Genomic DNA, 21,483 nt, shown 5'->3' with positions numbered 1-21,483 from the left:
CATGATATTAAAATCTGGTAATACAATAAGCGTTTATGAGGTCATGCCTCAGGTTCTAAAAATTGCTCAGCGTAATTAAAATATTCTTCTTTCGGTGTACGAGCTACATTCCATATATTGTTATGGCCTGCGGGCCTTTCTCTTTCATCAGCATAGGTAAGAACAAGCCTACTCTTAGCTCGAGAGACTCCCACAAAAAAAGCGCATCGATTAGCATCTTGATCACCAAAGAATATTTCGTTCTCTACTGCCATGATTATTACTGAGTCAAACTCCAATCCTTTGCTCTTATGGATAGTCAAAATACGTACAGCTTGGTCATCAGAAAAACGAGTCAGAGCTTGCGGCAAATCAGAAACAAGTCCAAGCAGTTCGTCAATGCGAGCTTTTGTATCACTCAAGACTTCACCTAACCTAACATGAGACTCATAGTCAGGTGATAGAGCTACAAGGGTCTCTATGCCAATTTTTTTTAAAAAGCGCCGCACAGCATCCCACCATCCCGAAAACGGTTCATCCAAACCGGCCATAATGACTATTTTTCGCTGTTGTTTGAAGAAGCTTTGAAAGTTTTGCCTAGCACTAGACTGAACCTCATCATCAGCGAAGGGTGTCAATTGATTCATAAGTCGAATCCAGGCTTTGGGCTCTCGCTGGCCATAGAGGCAGGACAAATAGTCAACAACGAGTCTTGCAACTGGCTCGACAGTAATATCCTGCATCTGATGTTCGTTTCTGTATTGTATTCCCCTAACTTCCAAAGCCGCCATGAGGTGGTTGCAGTAAAGCTCGGGTTGCTTAGACACTAATACAGCAATTTCGGATAATGGCACTTGTTCGTTTATCCAGTCAGCAATCAAATCAGCCAAGTAGTTAGCCTCTTCCTGAGCATCCTCGAATTGCCATGCGAAGACCTCTCCGTCTTCACCAGCAAGTTGGCCTTCTGGCATTACAGAAGTGGGATCGAGTACACGAATTATTTCATTCTGCATCCGAAGCAAGCGTGGTTTTGAGCGAAAGTTTCGATACATATTGAGTGGAACAGCAGCAAAGTCATCTGCGAATGTTTGAAAAATACCATCCAGAGCTCCCGCCCAACTCATGATTTTTTGTTTGGTATCACCCACAGCCGTGAGGCGAATACTAGTACCTTGGAAGGCAACCCTCACAAGTTTATACTGTTGATCAGTGCAGTCTTGGAACTCATCCAAAAAAACATCGCTGTAAGTTTGTCGTACGGCATTTCTTGCGACGTTAGAGTTCTGAAGAATTTGAATTGCTAACGGAACAAGATCTTGAAATGTAATTTGCGTTCTTGCAATTTTTTTGCCGCCAATTTTGAAATCCACATCAAGAGCATCATCACCAGTAAGCACAACTCGGAAACGATCAATAATACGCTTTGCAAAAGCATGAAATGTGTAGCTATCAAAACGAGAAGCTGATTCTTGACCACTACGACGACGAATTCTTTCTTTTAAATTTTTACTTGCGTCTACCTTGAAAGAAATAGCTAGTATCCTCTTCGGATAACGGCAGGTTCCAGTCCGTAATAGGAAATCAGCTCGCTGCGCGAGCATTTCTGTCTTACCTGCACCTGGGCCGGCCGTAAGAGCAAGACAAGCTTCTTGCTCTTTAACAGCCCTTAGCGCATTTGGCTCAAGCGTCAGTCCATCGGCAGGCAGCCAAGCTTCTCTTGATATCACTCTTGCAACTCCTCAAGCTTAGAAATTACAGCATCCGCGAGTCGTTTGAATGATTTAGGCATGTTCGCTAATAAATCCTTGTCACTAATTTGAGCCAAGGCATCTATATGTGCAGCGGGCTTACTGCCCAATTTGAATCGTTTATGATAAGTGTTAAAGAACTTTCTTTCTTTTAGAGAATACTGCTTTGAATTATGATAAGAGTTTCCAAGAACCGCTCTCACAGTTGAAATCGTAGGAGCTTTGTAGTTTAGCTTAGAGTACTGCTCAGGAAAGGCTAAGAGCATTGAAAAGTCTAAATCTAATGGCGCTGAAAAATATATATTTTTCTTTTCAAGTTCTTTAAATAGATCACTTTGTTCTTTTCCGTTTTCAAAAAAGTGCTGAGTTCGGATAGGTGTAGCGTCATCATTCCAAACTGAAATTATCCAATCAGCAGGTAAAGCTTGATCAGGTATCAATTTTTTCAGTTGGTCGTTTACATATTTAATTCGACCCCAACCACCGCTATGTCTTGATACATCGAGGTCAAGAAGCGTTAGATAGGGAATTTCCAATCCAGATAACAAACGCCAAAAATGGTTAACATGCCGACCGCCTAAAGGAGCAATCGTGACCGCAAACTCATCTACAGCCACACCTTTTGCACTGAGAATACGTGGAAGCACTAGCTCTTCGCTATCTCCTTCACCTAAAACAACCAAACGAGAGAAGAAAACCTCTGGGAACGCCTGAACGGCTTCACGAACAAATTTGTGCGCTTCATCAGATTTTTCGGGTAATTGGATATTCTTAACTATTGTTTGTCGAACTTCGGTTAGTCGAAGGTAGCGAATTTTTTCCGGATCGACACGTCGCAACATTGAAGGTGCATGGGTAGCAATTAAAGCTTGAGCGTCTTCATTGCAAGTCATGGAATTCAGAGCAGTAACAATCCGGCCCAGGTAATGAGGTGACAGGCTGTTCTCAGGTTCCTCAAGAGCAATTAAAGTAAAGACAGGTGGGCGTAACTTCTCTAGATCAAATGAGTCGTCTTCACCAGAAAGAACGGCACGTCCAATTGCTTGAGAAGAAAGTACTAATGACAAGTAGAGCATCGACTTCTGGCCGTCACTCAGTCGTGAAAAATCAACAACTTTCTCATTATGACCAGGTGAAAAAGACACAGATAGATGACGAAGTAGCATCTCTATTTCTGATGCCACAAAAGTAATCTTTGGATCCGTGAAATAACTACCTTTATGAAGAGTCCCCCATACTTTTTTTAATCGGGAACTAAAAGCATTAACTGATGGATTGGCCGCCAAACTTTCACTAATCTGATCAGTTAACCCTTTGACCTCTTCACGCTCCTGTTCCCAATTTACAGCCCGCAGCAGGCGACCAAGCAAGGCGTTTGTTCCATATTTAATATGGTCTGTGGGATCTCTACGGGCTGGCAGATAGTGAACCTGTATGTGATTTCTCTCAGGCCTAGGTACAGTTTGAGGGTTTAAAGGGATACCATCCGAATCTACCTCAAGAACATATACAAAAGTCTCTTCAATATCCCCGTCCAACCCCATAGTAGCTGTTAAACGATATCGAACTCTAGGAACACCATCAGGATGATCAAGGCGCATGTGGTTAAAATGAGGAGCTACAGTCGAGTTATCACCTTCGTCATCTAACTCGGGGAACTCGAAGTCTGCCTCAATCCACAGCAGCCTTTCTTCTGGTAATTCCTGTTCATTATGCGGAACATTAAAATCTGATCGCTGAATACGGCGCAATGATGGATCAAAAGCAAATAGTCTGCACAAAGCTTGAAGTACAGCTGTTTTTCCTGAGCCATTGGGGCCAATCAAATAAGTAATATCTTCCAATGTAAGCTGTGTGGGCTTTGAACCAAAACTTTGAAAGTTTGAAATCCGAATGCTGTGCAGGTTCATCCATCTACCCCGAAGAATTAAATTTAATTAATATAACTTTAATTCAGAGGGAGCTTTATATCTACAAAACCTATTAACTTAGGTCATTAATTAATTATAAAATTTACTTTGTGCGCAAAAGCTCGAACTGATTTCTCTCAGTGTTAGCAATTGAAGGTCCTGCTGTCGTAAAGTGCTATCATTTTTAAGTAACGTAAGTGTGCATTTTTTGTGCTGTTTTAGTTCATTAAATTCACCCTATTATTTTAGCGGCCTACAAGAATAAGCCGTAGAAGGAGCTAATGCATGGCGATAAGTCAGGCACGTATTATTGAGTCATTGGAGCAATTTTGTTCAAATATCAATCTAAAAGAGTTTATTTTTTCTTTTTTAGACGCCTATGGCTTTCCTAAAAGTACCATTACTCGGTTAAGAAATAGTGGCGATACTCGTAATGTCGGTGAAGGTAGCGACATAGGATTGAAGAAGAAGCTTTATTTTCGAGCTACATCAGAAAACACTGATTTAGACCGCGAGGCGGAATTACTTAAAAACAGTAATGCAATTAGAAAAAATGACATTCGTTTTGTCATGGTGACTGATTTTAAACGCCTAGTAGCTTTGGACCTATCTGCTGAAGAGCGCCTTGATATCTCCCTAAGCGAGCTAGATAAGAATTATGCGTTCTTTCTTCCGCTTGCCGGTTATGAAAAAGCAGTCATGTATTCAGAGCACCCAGCAGACGTCAAAGCCTCCGAGAAAATGGGACAGCTGTTCGACCTTATACGTGAACGTAATGACCTTTCTAAAGCTGAAGATATTCATGCATTAAATGTCTTTCTAACCCGCTTGCTTTTTTGTTTTTATGCCGAAGACACCGGTATCTTTGAAAAAAACCAGCTAACAACTGCCATACAATCTGCTACTAAAGATGACGGCTCTGACGTTGATCAGTTTTTTACTGATTTATTTACTGTTTTGAACTTAAATGACAAAGATCCAGAACGTCTAAAGTTACCGATTCACCTTAAAGCATTTCCTTACGTAAATGGTGGGCTATTTCGTGATGATGAGCCTATTCCTGAATTTGGACGTAAGGCTCGTCGCCTGTTGATTGATTGTGGCTCTTTAAATTGGTCTGAGATTAACCCTGATATTTTCGGATCGATGTTTCAAGCAGTTATTGACGAAGAGCAACGTGGGAATTTAGGACAGCATTACACTTCTGTTTCCAACATCATGAAAGTCATACAGCCTCTATTTCTCGACAAACTTTATGCCGAGCTGGAAAGGTCACGTAAAAGTGAGAACAAACTAAAAGAATTACTTCTTCGTCTCCAAAATTTTCGAATTTTTGATCCTGCGTGTGGCTCAGGCAACTTCTTAATCATTGCATATAAAGAGTTACGAAAATTTGAGATGGCAGTGATGAATTCACTAAATGAAGCATCAAAACAAGTGGTGATGTATTCTTCAGAAATTCGACTATCTCAGTTTTACGGCATAGAAATTGATGACTTTGCTCATGAAGTTGCAGTTTTGTCTTTATGGCTTGCCGAGCATCAAATGAATATGGAGTTCAAAGACATATTTGGATATGCAGAGCCCACTTTGCCACTTCGTGATTCAGGTAATATTATCTGTGGGAATGCGCTGCGACTGGATTGGGAGAGCGTATGCCCTCCAGAAGAGCAAAATGGAAGCTTATATGAGGTCTATATTTGTGGTAACCCACCATTTTTAGGGAGTGGTGGGCGTAGTGATGCACAAAATGAAGATATGGCTTATGTCTTTTCTGATTTTAAATCATTTGGCATGCTTGACTTAGTGGCTTGTTGGTTTTGGAAAAGTGCTCAATACATATCAGGTGTTAATGCTGAATTTGCATTGGTTTCGACGAATTCAATCTGCCAAGGAGATCAAGTATCTACTTTATGGAAACCTATTTTAGACAAAGAACTAAAAATCCGATTTGCTCATCAGACTTTTACTTGGAAAAATCACGCTAAACAAAATGCTGCAGTCCATGTTGTGGTAATTGGGGTTGCTAATACTTTAGAGATAAATAACAAAACTATATTTAAGGCGGTTGAAGAGGATTCTGTTCATAAGGTCGCTGTAAAAAACATAAATCCGTATCTAGTGGATGCAAAGGATATTATTGTTTCTAGCAGAACTAAGCCGATATCAGAAATCCCATTAATGATTTATGGAAATAAGCCCGTAGATGGCGGTCACCTTTTACTTACAACTGACGAAAAGAACCATCTATTGACATCAGAGCCAGAAGCTGGGATGTGGATAAAAAAACTTTTAGGTGCTCAAGAATTCATCCAATCCAAAGAGCGTTGGTGTTTATGGTTTATTGGAGCAACTACTGAAGATATAAACAAACTACCTTTGACGAACGCAAGAATACAGCTAGTGCAAGAAATGCGCGAAAATAGTAGAAAAGCCGCCACAAAAAAAATAGCAAGAACACCTCATTTGTTTGGCGAAGTACGGCACCCCAAAGAAGGTTCGTATATATTAGTACCTCGTGTATCGTCCGAGCGTAGGCCATATATACCTATAGGCTTTTTTGATGCATCAGTAATTTCAACTGATTCAAATCAAATGATCCCAAACGCAACTCTTTATGAGTTCGGCGTCCTTACATCTGAAATGCATAATGATTGGATGCGAACAGTCGCTGGTCGTTTAAAAAGTGATTATCGTTATTCTGCCACATTAGTCTATAACACCTTCCCTTGGCCTAAAATCAACGAAAAACAACGTGCTGAGATTGAGACTTTAGCAGAAGAGATCCTACTAATCCGTGAAGACTTCCCTGATAAATCATTGGCTGATCTCTACGACCCCATTAAAATACCTGAGCCTTTGCTTAATGCTCATAGAGCCTTGGATAAAGCTATTGAGGTGCTTTACCGTGATAAGCCGTTCAGAGATGCCTCAGAGCGCCTAGAGCATCTTTTTAACCGTTATGATGCACTCATAGCTGAAGAAAAAGTAAAAAAACCCGTAAAAAAGAAAACCACACGGAGTAAGTGATAATGGCAGATTTATTAACAGTCCAGTACAAGCAAACAGGCAAGAGCTCTAATTTAAACTCGATGGGAATGCGTGAAATGCAGGCCCGTGCATTCGAAGCGCGTGATGCTCAATATCTACTATTAAAAGCGCCACCGGCATCTGGTAAGTCTCGTGCTTTAATGTTTTTAGGGCTGGATAAGCTAAACAAGCAAGGATTGAAAAAAGTTATTGTGGCTGTGCCAGAAATGTCAATTGGCGGCTCTTTTAAAGATACCGATTTGATGAGCTATGGATTCTTTGCTGATTGGAAAGTACAAGCGAGCTATAACCTCTGTATACCAGGCGGCGAAGACAATAAGGTTAAAGCGTTCATTCGGTTCATGAGTGATCCTGATGCCGGTATTATGGTTTGTACGCATGCTACGCTACGCTTTGCTTATCAAGAAATGAGCCCCATAGACTTCTCTGACACGGTCGTTGCCATTGACGAGTTTCATCACACTTCAGTAGATGGAGAAAACCGTTTGGGTGGATTAATTGATGGCATAATGAACCACTCAAACGCACATATCATTGCAATGACAGGGTCATATTTTCGTGGTGATGCAGTCCCTATTTTACTTCCTGAAGATGAAGAAAAATTCACTCAGGTCACTTATTCTTACTACGAGCAATTAAATGGCTATCGGTATCTTAAATCGCTAGGTATTGGTTATCACTTCTATAAGGGTCGCTACACAGAAGCTCTATCCGGTGTTCTAGATACCTCCAAAAAGACTATCGTTCATATCCCTAATGTCAATGCAGTAGAGTCCACCAAAGATAAATTGGCTGAAGTTGATTACATTCTTCAAGCGATTGGTACAGTCATTGAAAAAGACCCGATGACTGGCATTATCACCGTGAAAGATGACGCAGGCCGCTTGTTTAAAGTCGCGGACTTAGTTGATGATGGACCAACACGCATTGAAGTACAAAACTATCTCCGAAATGTAACAAAAGCTGATGATGTTGATATTATTATTGCTTTAGGCATGGCAAAAGAAGGCTTTGATTGGCCTTGGTGCGAGCATGTTTTAACTATAGGATACCGATCATCTTTAACAGAAATAATTCAGATTATTGGGCGATCAACAAGGGACTGCGAAGGTAAATCACATGCTCAATTTACGAATTTAATTTCTCAGCCAGATGCGGAAGATGATGATGTTAGAGTGTCTGTTAACAACATGCTCAAAGCCATCACGGTATCTTTGTTGATGGAGCAAGTTTTAGCTCCCTCGGTTACATTCAAGCCACGGTCAAAGCTTTTACTTGATGAAGATGTCGCACCTGGCACAGTAATCATTGAGGATACTACGTCACCCGTTTCAGATAAGGTGATTAAAGCATTGGAGAACATGGATAACATCAAGGCAGCCATCCTTCACAAACCTGAAATTATAGCTCCTGTTGTAACTGGCGACGCGGATCTAGAAGTATTCGAACAAGTCGAAATACCTAAGGTTATAGAAAAACTGTACCCAGATATGGATGCTGATGAGATTCAAACGTTAGCTGAGGCCGCTTACACTTCTATGGTTATTCAATCTACCGGTGGCCTTTTTGATGAGTCTGATTTGCCAGAAGGTGCCATAATCATGACACCTGAGGGTGTAGAGGCTGATAAAGCATCATATTCCGTGGATTCGGAGGCAGTGTTGAAGCCTAATCAGACTCAACCTACTCCAGATGCAAAGCCTAATCGTAAGTTTGTCATGATAGGTAACAAGTTCATTAATATCGAAAATCTAAACATTGACCTCATTAAGCAAGTAAATCCATTCCAGGGAGCCTACGAAGTCCTTTCGAAAACAGTGACATCCTCTGTGTTGAAAACTATCCAAGATACCGTGGTAGGAATGCGCTCTAACATGTCTGAAGAAGAAGTTGTTATTTTATGGCCACGTATTCAGGAATTTAGAAAAGAAAATGGGAAAGAGCCTTCGATAACAGCCAGCGACCCATATGAACGTCGTTTAGCGGACGCCTTAGCTTATTTAAAGCGTAAGGCACAAGAACGTAAAGCATCACAACCAAAAAGCGCTTAGGGAGCTGCAGGATGCCACCAATCGATCATGATAAGAGGAAGAGGACATTACGCCCTTCTTTGGATGATATTTTTGAAGGGTTAGATGAATTTGGACTTTTAGATGTTCAAGCCAAACGATCCAGTGTTAGTGCACCACTGGAGGTATCCAAGTTTGAAAATATTAACGAGTTCATAGATCAACATGGAAGACCCCCATCCAACGAAGGAGATCTAGCTGAAAAGCTATTGGCTCGTAGTTTAAAGGGATACTTGGAGAACCATGACTTCCGCGTAAGTTTAAAATCATACGATCGGCATGGCCTGCTTGCAGAAGTAAATAATATTAAAGGTATCGATGATACTTCATGTCCAGGTTTGGTCGACGAAACCATCATAGAGCAGCCTAAAAAAGCCATGATGGCGGACAAAACCTCGTTAGCTGAAGAGGTAACCTCATTAGACGATATTTTTGCTAGTGCGGAATTTGCAGATATTGATTTAGGTGACTCCTCTCTCTTTGATCCTGTCCATATTCAGTTTGATTCAAATAGAGAAGCTCCTGATGAGATTGCTCAACGCCGTACTTGCGAAGACTTCTATCAATTTGAAAATATTTTCAATGGTATACATGACGGGTTGAGAGCAGAAAGAATCAAAACTGCCCGCTTTACTCAAGCAACCAAAATCAATGAAGGTGATTCCTTTATTCTTAAAGGGGTAGTTTGCCTAATAGACAGTATTGGTGAATATAGAACAAATAATGAAGGCCGGTATGATCCAAGATTAAGAGTCATTTTTGAGAACGGAACAGAATCCAACCTTCTACTACACTCTCTTAGTAAAAGACTTTATGAAGATGAAAGTGGCAGAAGAATTGTTCGAGAAGCTGAATCTGTGGAGGATGCCTTTAACAATATATCCCACAAAGACAAACGAGCAGGCCAGATTTATTTCGTCACCACAAAAAGTGAAAAAACTGAACTAAAAGGAATCCCTAATCTAGTCAAAATAGGCTATACAGAACTTACCGTTGAAGAGAGAACAAAAAATGCTGAACGGGACACTGCCTTTTTAGAAGGCCCTATAAGGATATTGGCTTCGATGGAATGTTATAATCTGAACCCTCACAAGTTTGAAAGCCTGATTCATGGCTTTCTCCATGCTCAACGTCTAAAAATGACTCTGGTTGGTAAAGACGGAAAAGCTTATCACCCTAAAGAATGGTTTTCTGTCCCTTTAGACACTGCTAGAGAGGTCGTTAGACGGATCATCGATGGAAGCATCACTCAGTATCGAATAAACAACACTACGGGAAGGCTTATAAAGAAACATGAATAGTCAGCTTAACCACGTTCTGCAATCTTTGGTGCTTTGAGCTGATGTTAAATATTCAATCGCTGAATTCCATAGTTCGTAGTTAAAGAATCCAATATAACTACAAACTATGGTTTCTACCGATTGGTTAGTCAGGTCATTTGGATATTCCGCTTTTAAATGTAAGCGTCGGCTCTAAAGCCCGCATAGCACTCTTTCCTAAAAAACATATAGTCTTTTGTTTTCTTTTGCAGGAACAAGAGGTTTATGTTTGCAGCGTCATCTCAACTTTATGTCACTCTTATTTTCGGCCCAGCATTTATGTAGAAAACAATTAATGGGGAATGCAATATTGTCTCTTTTAATTTTGGAGCTAAGTAAAGAGAGTGCTAACCAATGGTCAGGTATTATTTAACGACCCTAATATTAAACTTCTTCATTTCTGAGAGTTCTGTTCGCAATATGTCAATTTGACGAAGCATTGAAAGCTCTCTGCCCAGGCTTTCTTCGTAAAGCTTTTTGTATCTATTTTTCTCCGTTTTAACTTTTTCAAGTTGGGCTTGGTTGGTGTTTGTTTTAGTTTTTTTTTCTTGCGTGGCTGTTGTGATATCCGTTATCAAGTGAGAAAAAATTGCTCTCGAATTCTTGATAGAGCCTCTTTTTCGTCCAGCCTCTAAAGCCACCGAATCTTTTGAAATCTTTGTACCTGTGGGTACTCTAATAGTCTTGTTCGTCTTCAGCCGATCCAGAGCTTCGTAGTATTCATTTAAAACGTTCGACATATTTTACACCTCTAGGTTTTTCATTTTGATTCGTTCCCTAACGACTATCAGTTTGTCCAGATCATCTTTTTCCGTCCTGTAGACAATAGAATCATGCTGTAATGAACTTACAACAGACTCTTGTGAGCTGATTACCTTATCTAGCTTAGAAGAAACAATTATACCTCCTGCACACTCAACACATGCGACAATAGACCTAGTAGCTCTTTCAATACATTGGCTAGTTCCTGTACATCCACCAATAACAGTTTCTTGATAATGAAGCTGTCCGTTCTCAAATTTCTTTTTGGTTTCGTCTCGGTCCTGGAAAAAAATGCTGCTACTTTTATCTTTATTGACTGACAGCCAGGCTCCGTGTGCACCAAATAACTTCTCATCAGATAAAAGAATATTCTTGATATATGACAAAGCCTCTGATTCTGGAATGGTTTTTTGATATTCACTAACAAAATCAGAATCGCATCCAAGGATATCTTTTGCAAAGCTGCTTCCCTTGGAATAGTAGGCGCTCATTTCGTTGGTAATGTGTTGTAGTTGTCTTCTTAGCGAAGGCAGCGAGACAAGGCCACTATTTGTTGCATATAAGGCTAAAGATCTTCGGAATTGGTGTGCTGTAATTGTCCATTCTTTCCCAATCACAAACTTCTTTTCAGAGCGCCAATCCCTATGTGCATCAATTTGTTCAAGCTCTCTAATATCCTCTTCGGTTATGTAAGAAATTAGATTAGCAAGAATAGGGGAACTAGGAGAATCCTTTATTACTGAGCTTAACGCCATTGGTTTGGAAATATATTTCACGTTTTCAGGCTTAAGAGAGGTAATAATATCGCGTGCGTTGAGTGCTCTAAGGCCTGGAAACAACAACAGGTTATTGATTGATTCCTCGGTACCATTATACAGCTTTAGCTTTTTATATGTGAATTTGGCTATTTTCTTGGCAATCTTGATAGCGCTTACAGCTTCGGTTGAGATCACCCATTTCGCTTGTTTAACGATTCCGTGATTTAGCTTGGTAGTTTCTCCTCTAACCAAATAATGTTCTTTATTGTGTTGGAAAAATATTTCTAGACAATCGTATTTTACGTTTGCAGCCTCCATATGCCGCATACCGCTATACGCTAATACATTGATCTTTGCCAGGAATAGTATGTCTCCTAGATGTTTCAACAACTGTTTTTTTGAGTTAATGTTATTTTTTAATAGATACTCACTAATAGATGTTTCACTGATGATATCTTTAAATATTGGACGGTAATGTTTGTGAAACTCTTTTTTAATACCCTCTTTTTTAAAAATCTCGGATTGAGAGCTTCTGTTTATACCCAGTTGGTTGTTGTCTAAAATACGACCAGTAAGATTGAGATATTCTTCTGAATATTTATCAAATTCAGTAAGCGCTATATCTATTTGACCAAGCAATCTAGTGAGTATTTTTGTCGGAATTGGAGGGTGCTGATTGTGGCTGGTATAATACTTTTGTGATCTTATGCTGATTGCGTTTAGTGATTTCGAGGGAAGGCTTCTAATACTAGTCACCGACTCTGTTTCAGTTTTAATGATATTGAGCAGTGAATATAGTGTGGTTGAGTAAAAATCGCCGTATTTATCTAGAAACTTTGATGCCATTTTTGGCTCTTGAAGGATTGTGGCGACTTTTACATTTTCGCTTGTTGCGTATACAGCTAGTTTATTAAATAGTCTCATGTAAATATAAATAGTTGATGCCGCTTTACTTCTGCCATTGGATATCCAAAAGACTATAAACATTAACCATTTCAGTTCATTTACGATTTCAAAAGCGTGTTGAGTAAGATTCCCACCATGCCAGGTAGTGAAATCTAAAATGAAATTATTTGAATAAGGATGATAGGCTGTCCAATCCCATTTGTTGTCTTTGTACACAGAAATTGGCTTTTGATTTGAGTCCCTTGCTACCACGAAATTGGGATGAGGTCTTTCATTTTGGTGAAAGAATGAATCTGGAAGTACAGCATTGTTTTCGACTTCAGAATTCAGTCTAAATTGATATGTAATGCCCTTCAATGTGTTGTTTTTCATACTCACTAAATCACTCCTAAATTAAGCAGTTGTTCATATTTGGTTTCCCAGTAAGGATCCAAATCACCATCGTTATAGACTTCATTCTCTACCCGCACAACAAGCTCATTATGGTTGTCCGACAGGCCTTTAAATGATTTTAGCAAGGCGTCAATTCGCTCAAGTACTGCCCCAAATACTTTAAGGTAGTAATCAACTGACTCGCTGAGGTGGGAAGTTGATTCTATGCAAAACTTGAAGCTATATAGTTTCCTAATATCAATCTCATCAGCATGAACACCATAGTGACTGCAAAATAGGCAACCTTCTCCTTTTTTGCAGTCCGGAATGATTGGGGGGGCATTTTCCGGTGACGGATTACCAGGGTTGTCGCATTTTCCAAGGGCTGCTTCTACTGCTATTAAATTATCTTTATTTTGTTGTTTGACTTTAGAAACTACGCGCTCCAGAAAATTGCTTATCTCACTAATTCCCTTAGTCCTAGACCCTTTTGTATAATGATCTAGGACTGTTCTTTCATCAGACTGCAATAGAACAGACGCAGTTTGCAGGTCTGTATTTCTTACAAGATAGTCACTCTTTGTGGCGCGCCACTCTTTTGCTGAAATGATCGGCAGGGATGGATCAAATAATTGGAAAGACTTACATATGCTTGTCAGCCTAGTTTCAGCAAGCTTGTGGGGTTTAAATGCTGATTTTTTATTTAAAGTAAAAAATAATAAATCGATTTTTCCTGTATGGCGTTGAGCGTAATCTCTTAGCTTCAAATATTTTTTAAAATGGGGAAGGAAAGACGAGGTTATTATAAAAGTAACAGTTCTATCAAAAGCTCTATATTTTATCTCCCGAAACCCTTGGGATTCTACGTCGACTTCATATGAGTCCCGCCATGTTAATTTACAAACTTCAGACCAATTCATACCAGTATTTGCAACAAACAAAATCAGAAAAGCATTCATCGCGATTGAGGCATGCGATAATCTATTTGACGTTCCTTCTGTTTCATTTTTTTCTAAAATTTGTTGAGCAATCCTAATAGAATTTACGGCTAACTGTTTCGATGCGAAGTGGTGTTGTATCTCATTCACAGAATTAAGGCGGCCCTCTTTATAATTATATGCCTTATATTTTTTTTCCAAAGGATCCCTTCGAGAAGGGTGCTGGGCGTAGCTAATGATAGGAAAGACCCATGCTTGATTGTTTTCAAATCCGGTGTCTTTTGGCAATGAGATTAAAAAAGGATACTTTCCATTATTTAATATTTCTTTACAAAAACCGTTGAAAAGTGAAAGTGATATTGCCAGGACTTTACCTTGGTCTCTTTCGTCAGGTGAGGCCGTATTGGTTGTTGCTCTGTTAGATTTTTTAAGAAGGTTTAAGCCTTGTTCAAGACTCTCATAGCCAAAGCAATCCCGAAAAACAATTATTACATCGTATTGATAACGTGCAGCCGTGTTGTTATGAAGTTTTTGTGTTTTTACTAGCTCTAGAAGATAACTGATAAAACTAGCTAGAGCATCTCTGGCTTCTTCAAAAGATTTTAGGGCATTGTGTCGTGAATTTTTATCGCACCAATCTACAAAAAAAGCAAAGTTATTGAATCTCAATTTTATGCTTACAATACTCATACTTGTTTCAGAAAGATCGCTAATGAAATGAATCAATTTCCTAACATCACTGAATCTTTCTTTTGAAATTGATGACTCATTTACTATATAACCAGTATTGTTTTTTTGTCGCTTAAGATAACAAAGAGCGCCTATATTAATATGTTTTCCGTGTACCTTAAGGACGCACTGACTAGGATTGATAATGGTTACATTGACGTCAATTGGTGCCGTTAAAAAAGTTTTCTGTTTGTTAATCATGTATCTGTTTGAACCCTCTGTGAGCAACCGTTGTCAGTTCGGCTAAATGTTGTTGATATTGCTCTTGAGTAAGCTTTGCTGTTTTGGTTTTATCTCGATAACCAAGATATTCATCTGTCGTAGTAAATGATGAGTGCCCCATTAATTCTCTGACTCTATTCCTAGCTTTTGTTAGAGTCATTTCCCCTTTTGCGACAGATGAATCGCCACTAGTTCAGTAGACACTTCTCAGTCATCTTTTCGAACAGTTTCTCATACTCAACAGGTGACAACATATCATTAGCGCTATGGCGTCTGACAGGGTTATAAAACATTTCTATATAATTAAAAATGTCTTGTTTGGCTTCGCCCCTTGTCGAGTAAATCTTTCGCTTCACTCGCTCTCTCTTTAAAAGCTGGAAAAAGCTTTCAGCAACAGCATTATCATGACAGTTCCCACGTCGACTCATGCTGGCTTGTAAATTGTGATCGTCCAAAAATCTATGCCACTCATAGCTCGTAAACTGACTGCCTTGGTCTGAATGGATTATTACCCTTTGCTTTGATTTTCTTCTCCACACAGCCATCATCAGTGCATCAAGAACAAGTTCCTTCACCATTCTTGGTCCCATGCTCCAGCCTATTATTCGACGGGAATAGAGATCAAGCACGACAGATAAATATAGCCAGCCTTCGTGAGTTCGGATATAGGTGATATCTGTAACCCACGCTGTATTCGGGCTTTCTGGATTAAACTGTCTTTCAAGCACATTGTTGGCTATTGTATGTGTTTCTCCTGACCGAGCTCTAGGCTTTCGGTAACCCACCTGAGCCTTAAGGCCTGCTCTTCGCATCAGATAATGCACTCGATTAATACCACAAGATTCATTCAAGGATCTCAGGTCTTGATAGATCTTTCGATAACCGTAGACACAACCCGATTCCAGCCAAAGTTGTTTAACAAGACCTGTTAGCCGTTCATTTTCCTTAGCAAGTTTTGATTTTGGCTCTTTCAACCAAACGTAATAGCCACTGGGATGAACATCGAAGAGATTACACAGTCGCCTTACTGAAAAATCGGCACAGTGGTCCCTGATAAAGGCGTATCTTAGTCTGGGTGGCTTGCGAAGTACGCCGCGGCTTTTTTTAACAGGTCGCGCTCTTCCGTCACTCGCTTGAGTTCTTTCCGAAGACGAAGGATCTCGCTCGACTCAGCAGAAGCCTCTGCAAACGATTCTGCCTCAGGGCCATATCGTTTAATCCAAGCGTATAAACTGTGAGTGGTGGTGCCTAAGCGATTAGCGACTTCAGCAACACTAAAGCCTGCTTCAGTCACTTGCTTAACCGCTTCAATTTTGAATTGTTCTGGGTAACGTGTTTTGCTCATAAATACCTCTCAATTAGATCATTTTATCTAACTAAAAGGTGTCTAGCTAATTAGTGGCGATTCAAGACTCAGTGAAAGAATCACTTAAATTCATTCCAAATGATGCTCTAAGGTCATGAAATTGGTAGCTGAAATTATTTCCATACGTCCTTTTTAGTTCAGGTAATACTCGTTCCGCAATAAATGTCCGAACAGTTCCTGCAGATGCTCTATACTTTTTCGTTTGGTAGGGGTCAAATGTATTGCGATCTATTGAGTCTTCATAGAAAGGTGATCCTCTATTGCTTAGGAAGACGTAGTTTGCATCAGTGTCACCCCGATCAGATTTTAGGCGGCGTTTTACTGCTCTTTCGCTGTTAACATAGATAGACAAACGGTCATGTAGCCATCTAGGAATGAAAATAGTTAACTTTTTATCATGTTTGGTATCTATTCCAGTTCCTGGCCCACAAGGCAAGCGGATTTCAGGTAGGTCATCAGGTAACTCAACTCTAAAATGTCTTACTTTAAGCGTTAGAACTGTTTGAATCCTCGCCCCAGTAAACAGAGCTAATAGATGAATCATCGTCATCTCAAAGTTACCTAACTTGAAGAGAGCTTTGGTCAAGTCTAACTGTTCATCCATGGTTAATGGTTTTAGTTTACCACCATCGTTGATTGTAAAATCATCAGGTGCTGTTTCTCTATACGAAGGTATGGAAAGGTTTGTAGACTTCACATGCTTTACTTTGGAAAAGCCATAACTGTCTTTGAAGTCAATATATTTATCCTGTTCTTTCCACATCTGATTTTCTGGAGAAAAGCCTCTTTCTGTTGAAAGCCACTTATAAAAGCTAATAACAGATTGCATAAATCTTTGTCCGGTCGACTTAGCAATTTGACCTGATCGAATAAGGTCCTTTAAATAGCTTCTATATCGATATGTTGGTCTTTGTTGTTTATTGCGAGGGAACTTTAAATAATCAACACCGTAATCAATTAAAAACTGTCTGAACACTGTTAGGCCTGAAGCAATATTACTAGCCGAAATCACTCCTTTGTAATCATATGAATCTTCTACTCTGCTTAATATGTATAAGCATGCTTCAGCCCAAGGGGAGCCATCAGGGTCTAAGACCATCTCCATTTGATTGACACTAAAACTTTCTGTTTTCGATAGTTTTAATGTTCGAAAGTAGTACTCGGTGTTAGAGGCGCTTTTAATAGGAATTAGTCGTTTAACTGCATTTTGATCATCTCTGTTGCAAATTTCGGTTAAAGTGTAAACCGGAATAACTTGTCTAGTTATCTTTTGCTCTCTCATATAATGCCTCTGATTTTTGATTATTTGCTTGAGGTTTTGTCCATATTATCGAAACTAACTAATACTATCTACAATCATAAAACTAGCGCATATCCACCGTTTGGCGGCACCGAAGAAGACGGCATTGAAAAGAATTTTCCTGCGGACATGCAAACCCGTGAAACCGCCGACTTATTCTTGCAATTGATCATAGAAGTACTGAGCAACCAAGGCCGAGCTGGGGTGGTATTGCCTGATGGCACCTTGTTTGGCGAAGGTGTGAAAACCAAGATCAAAAAAATGCTCACGGAAAAATGCAACCTGCACACCATTGTGCGTTTACCGAACGGTGTGTTTAACCCTTACACTGGCATTAAAACCAATATCCTGTTTTTCACCAAAGGCCAGCCGACAAAAGACGTGTGGTTCTACGAGCATCCGTATCCAGAAGGTGTGAAAAGCTACAACAAAACCAAGCCAATGAAGTTTGAAGAATTTCAGACGGAAATCGACTGGTGGGGCGACGAAGCGGACGGCTTTGCCAGCCGAGTCGAAACCAACAACGCTTGGAAAGTCTCTATTGATGACATCATCGCGCGGAACTTTAACTTAGACATTAAAAACCCCTACCAAGAAGCGGTAGAAAACCACGATCCAGAAGAGCTACTGGCAACTTACCAAGCACAACAGGACGACATTGCCGCTTTGCGCAACCAGCTAAAAGACATACTGGGCGCGGCGTTAAGTTCGTCTGGCTCTACTGCGGCTGGAGATAAGTAATGTCGGTGGACTCTCAAACAACAAATTCTAGCCCGATAGAAAACCTGATCACCGAGCACATCAATATCTGGAGCAGCGCCATCAAGCGCAAATCCAGCTCTGGTCGTGGCTCAAGTAAAAAAATAGAACTGTACGGCATCAAAAAACTGCGCGAACTGATTCTAGAGCTAGCCGTGCGTGGCAAGCTGGTTCCTCAAGATCCCAATGATGAACCTGCGTCGGTTTTGCTAGAGCGTATTGCCCATGAAAAAGCCCAGCTAGTCAAAGATGGTAAAATCAAAAAGCCGAAAAAACTGCCAGACATTACCGAAGATGAAAAAACGTTTGAATTGCCGAAGGGTTGGGAGTGGGCTCGTTTGGGTGATGTTTGTAGCTTTATAAATGGGTTCGCATTCAAAAGTAATACTTTTCAAGATAGTGGTGTAGGAATTGTAAAAATTGGCGATATTTCCTTTTCAGGTGAGATAACACCAGAAACAATGTCTAGAGTGAGTAACACCGTCGTTGCAGATTTAGATGATTCTTTTAAAGTTGAAATCGATGATTTAGTTATCGCAATGTCTGGAGCAACTACAGGTAAGTTAGGATTTAATCGGACTAATGAAGTTTTCTATTTGAATCAGCGTGTCGGTAAGTTTATTCCTTATCAAATTGATTTAAATTATCTTTACTTGCCATTGACTACAAAAATATCAGAGAACCTCGCTAAGTCAATTGGTAGTGCAATACCAAATTTGAGTACTGTACAGATCAATGAAATTATATTTGCTTTACCACCAACTGAAGAACAACGCCGCATTGTCGCGAAAGTTGACGAGTTGACGGCGCTTTACGACCAGCTCGAAGCGCAAACCGAATCCAGTCTTGATGCGCACCAAACCTTAGTGACTGTCTTGTTAGACACCTTAGTGAATAGCCAGAATGCCGAAGAGTTAGCAGAAAACTGGACGCGAATCAGCGGCAACTTTGACACCTTATTCACTACAGAACAAAGCATTGACCAGTTTAAACAAACCATCTTGCAATTAGCGGTCATGGGCAAACTTGTCCCCCAAGACCCTAACGACGAACCTGCCTCGGCTCTACTTGAACGCATCGCCGCCGAGAAAGCCGAGCTAATTAAACAAGGTAAAATCAAAAAACAAAAGCCACTGCCACCGATTTCAGAGGATGAAAAACCGTTTGAACTGCCGGAAGGATGGGAGTGTGAAAGAGTTGGTACATTTTGTTTAGTTGGGACAGGTGCAACACCTTCAAGATCAAATAGTGCTTATTGGTCTTCTGCTCAATATAACTGGGTATCAAGTGGAGAAACCTCTAAGTTATATATTTCTGATACAAATGAAAAAATTTCAGAGCTAGCGGTGAAAGAAACAAACGTGACCGTTTACCCTACTGGAACATTAATCGTTGCTATGTATGGACAAGGTAAAACTCGTGGACAAGTTTCTGAATTGCTCCATCCAGCGGGTACAAATCAAGCTTGTGCAGCAATCCAATTAGTTGAAAAAGATATTTTTCATAAAGACTATGTGAAACTGTTTTTCTTGAAATCCTATAATGAATTACGGGAATTTGCAGCTGGTGGAGCTCAACCTAACCTTAATGTTGCAAAAGTAGCTAATACAATTGTTCCAATTCCACCTTTACCAGAACAACATCGTATCGTTGCCAAAGTTGATCAAATAATGGCTATCTGCGACCAGCTGAAAGCCCAACTCAGTGAAGCGCAAACCACGCAATTGAACCTTGCTGATGCGTTAGTCGAGCAAGCGTTGTAGTGTTTTAATGGTAGCATGAGGACAAAAAAGAGCTCAGGTCTCTTTTTTGTATTAACTAAGGAAAGAATGAATATTACTGGATATAGTTACCATTATGGTAAATAATGCATCAAATATTAGCGCTTATGATGGGGTGCCGCCTAAGGAGGTTGGCAATGGAAGATCTCGAATAAGAAGTGGTCCTCTTTATGAGGTTGCTGATGTTCTTGCGCTTCTAGCTCAGGGCGACAATAAAACCAACTTATGGACTCGCAAGTGCGTACAAGACGTTGGGCGATTGGCCTTTGATATTGCCGATGTGCGTGAGCTGTTGAAGCAGGCATTAACCAAAGGCGAATACATCAATTCTGAATGGTGTGTACAAAAACCAACAGGTCCTTGGGCAGCGTGTGATAGTTACCGCTTGTTACGTGATGAGTGGAATGACAATGCTTATAAGCATCTGCGTTACGAATATTATGTGAAATTTGCGATTGCTAAGACAGGGAAGTTATTGCTACTTGTCTCTTGTCATTTATCGCAGTAGGGGAGTGTTATGAAACAAAGAATGTGTCCGATTTGTGAAGCTGGGCAATTACATACTCATACTGAATGGATTGATGTTGAGTATTTAGGTCAACAAGGCCGAGTTGAAAGTCATTATGCAGAGTGTGATGCCTGTGGCAGCGAGCAAGCTGGTGCAACTGAAGCGCGTTTTAATAAGCGTGCCATGGTGGCTTTTAAAAAACAGGTGCAAGGTTTATTAACGGGTAAGCAGGTGCGAGACCTTCGTAAGGCTTGGGGTTTGAGCCAAGACGAAGCGGCAAAGGTTTTTGGTGGCGGTCCTGTTGCTTTTTCTAAATATGAAGCCGACGATGTCATGCAATCTGACGCAATGGATAGATTGCTACGAATGGCCGATGAAGTGCCTACGGTATTGGATAAGTTAATGACCAATGCGGGTGTTCATATTAAGCGAGATGTTCTGTGGAATGATGTCACCGTTGTTAATCTTGCAAACTATAGGGCTAAAGCAAAGGCTGTGATGATTACTTCCCATTCCACTGGATATGAGGCGTGTTATGGCAGCTAAAGTTAGTAAGAAATTACAGCAAGCCATCGAGAACCTTAAGATTCAGGATGTTTACTTAAAATCAACACAAGCGCAATGCGAAGACGATTTTGATCCTAAATCAACTGAGTTAGATGAGTTGCTTGTTCAGCAAATGCATACAGTACGAAAAAGTGAAGTGCTTAAAGTGAATGATGCTGAATTGCTGGTAAGGATTTATGTTCGTTTAGGAACTCGCTGGTTGTCCTCAAGTGAGAGTGAAGGCGGCAATATTAAAGCGTTTATTGAGGCGGACTTTATCGCTGAATATCAAATGGCAGAGTTATTAGAGCAAGACGTTATCGATGAATTCGCACTGCAAAATGCCAGCTTTCATGTTTGGCCTTATTGGCGTGAATTTTTAAGTGCTCAGTGTGAACGTTTGCGCTTACCCCGCGTTGTGTTACCTACTGTACAGTTTAGTAAATAAGCGCATTTGTAT

General features: G+C 40.2%; 16 protein-coding genes. 8 read left to right on the top strand and 8 right to left on the bottom strand.

The window, feature by feature from the left end:
* Positions 1–41: 41 nt before the first annotated feature.
* Positions 42–1,706, bottom strand: a complete 1,665-nt coding sequence (locus KDW99_RS11610; protein WP_255824947.1) for a UvrD-helicase domain-containing protein — start codon at positions 1,704–1,706, stop codon at positions 42–44.
* Complete coding sequence (locus KDW99_RS11605) at positions 1,703–3,637, bottom strand: ATP-dependent nuclease (RefSeq protein ID WP_255824946.1); 1,935 nt, start codon at positions 3,635–3,637, stop codon at positions 1,703–1,705. The genes KDW99_RS11610 and KDW99_RS11605 overlap by 4 nt, the downstream gene beginning before the upstream one ends.
* A gap of 285 nt (positions 3,638–3,922) precedes the next feature.
* Here KDW99_RS11605 and KDW99_RS11600 point away from each other — a divergent pair, with 285 nt between their 5' ends.
* The 3 genes from KDW99_RS11600 to KDW99_RS11590 are packed head-to-tail and all read left to right on the top strand — an operon-like array spanning position 3,923 to position 10,058.
* Entirely contained in the window at positions 3,923–6,667 is a 2,745-nt protein-coding gene (locus KDW99_RS11600; protein ID WP_255824945.1) for a class I SAM-dependent DNA methyltransferase, read from the top strand.
* 2 nt (positions 6,668–6,669) lie between these two features.
* Positions 6,670–8,739, top strand: coding sequence for a DEAD/DEAH box helicase (locus KDW99_RS11595; RefSeq protein ID WP_255824944.1), 2,070 nt, complete (start codon positions 6,670–6,672; stop codon positions 8,737–8,739).
* An 11-nt stretch (positions 8,740–8,750) separates the two neighbouring features.
* On the top strand, positions 8,751–10,058 hold the full coding sequence (locus KDW99_RS11590; RefSeq protein WP_255824943.1) for a GIY-YIG nuclease family protein: 1,308 nt from the start codon (positions 8,751–8,753) through the stop codon (positions 10,056–10,058).
* Positions 10,059–10,441: 383 nt separating this feature from the next.
* Here the strand turns inward: KDW99_RS11590 and KDW99_RS11585 are convergent, their stop codons facing one another.
* The 6 genes from KDW99_RS11585 to KDW99_RS11560 form a co-directional block, all read right to left on the bottom strand.
* Positions 10,442–10,816, bottom strand: coding sequence for a hypothetical protein (locus tag KDW99_RS11585; protein ID WP_255824942.1), 375 nt, complete (start codon positions 10,814–10,816; stop codon positions 10,442–10,444).
* 3 nt (positions 10,817–10,819) lie between these two features.
* A complete protein-coding gene (locus KDW99_RS11580; protein ID WP_255824941.1) occupies positions 10,820–12,880 on the bottom strand; it encodes a hypothetical protein in 2,061 nt (686 codons plus the stop codon).
* A complete protein-coding gene (locus tag KDW99_RS11575; RefSeq protein WP_255824940.1) occupies positions 12,880–14,742 on the bottom strand; it encodes a site-specific integrase in 1,863 nt (620 codons plus the stop codon). The genes KDW99_RS11580 and KDW99_RS11575 overlap by 1 nt, the downstream gene beginning before the upstream one ends.
* A complete protein-coding gene (locus KDW99_RS11570) occupies positions 14,735–14,884 on the bottom strand; it encodes a hypothetical protein (RefSeq protein WP_255824939.1) in 150 nt (49 codons plus the stop codon). The genes KDW99_RS11575 and KDW99_RS11570 overlap by 8 nt, the downstream gene beginning before the upstream one ends.
* A 67-nt stretch (positions 14,885–14,951) precedes the next feature.
* Positions 14,952–16,108, bottom strand: a protein-coding gene (locus tag KDW99_RS11565) for an IS3 family transposase (RefSeq protein WP_370646783.1) whose coding sequence is annotated in 2 segments (ribosomal slippage) — positions 14,952–15,860 and positions 15,863–16,108 — 1,155 coding nt in all. Because the reading frame shifts where the segments join, the coding sequence is not laid out codon by codon here.
* Between the two features lie 61 nt (positions 16,109–16,169).
* A complete protein-coding gene (locus KDW99_RS11560) occupies positions 16,170–17,411 on the bottom strand; it encodes a hypothetical protein (RefSeq protein WP_255824938.1) in 1,242 nt (413 codons plus the stop codon).
* 3 nt (positions 17,412–17,414) lie between these two features.
* Between KDW99_RS11560 and KDW99_RS11555 the strand changes: the two genes are divergently transcribed.
* The 5 genes from KDW99_RS11555 (at position 17,415) to KDW99_RS11535 (ending at position 21,471) form a co-directional block, all read left to right on the top strand.
* Positions 17,415–18,170 carry an N-6 DNA methylase gene (locus KDW99_RS11555; RefSeq protein WP_255824937.1) on the top strand — a complete coding sequence of 252 codons (756 nt, stop codon included), beginning with the start codon at positions 17,415–17,417 and terminating at the stop codon, positions 18,168–18,170.
* Positions 18,170–19,951 (top strand): restriction endonuclease subunit S, encoded by a 1,782-nt coding sequence (locus tag KDW99_RS11550; RefSeq protein WP_255824936.1) that lies wholly within the window; start codon positions 18,170–18,172, stop codon positions 19,949–19,951. The genes KDW99_RS11555 and KDW99_RS11550 overlap by 1 nt, the downstream gene beginning before the upstream one ends.
* Positions 19,952–20,045: 94 nt before the next feature.
* Entirely contained in the window at positions 20,046–20,477 is a 432-nt protein-coding gene (locus KDW99_RS11545) for a hypothetical protein (RefSeq protein WP_255824935.1), read from the top strand.
* Between the two features lie 9 nt (positions 20,478–20,486).
* A complete protein-coding gene (locus KDW99_RS11540; protein ID WP_255824934.1) occupies positions 20,487–21,023 on the top strand; it encodes a type II toxin-antitoxin system MqsA family antitoxin in 537 nt (178 codons plus the stop codon).
* A complete protein-coding gene (locus KDW99_RS11535) occupies positions 21,013–21,471 on the top strand; it encodes a hypothetical protein (RefSeq protein WP_255824933.1) in 459 nt (152 codons plus the stop codon). Before KDW99_RS11540 ends, KDW99_RS11535 begins: the two co-directional genes overlap by 11 nt.
* Positions 21,472–21,483: the final 12 nt, after the last annotated feature.

This window comes from Marinomonas rhizomae (assembly GCF_024397855.1).
Lineage (GTDB): Bacteria > Pseudomonadota > Gammaproteobacteria > Pseudomonadales > Marinomonadaceae > Marinomonas > Marinomonas rhizomae_A.
Note: the sequence above shows the minus strand (reverse complement) of the source record. Positions and strands in the feature narration are given on the sequence as shown.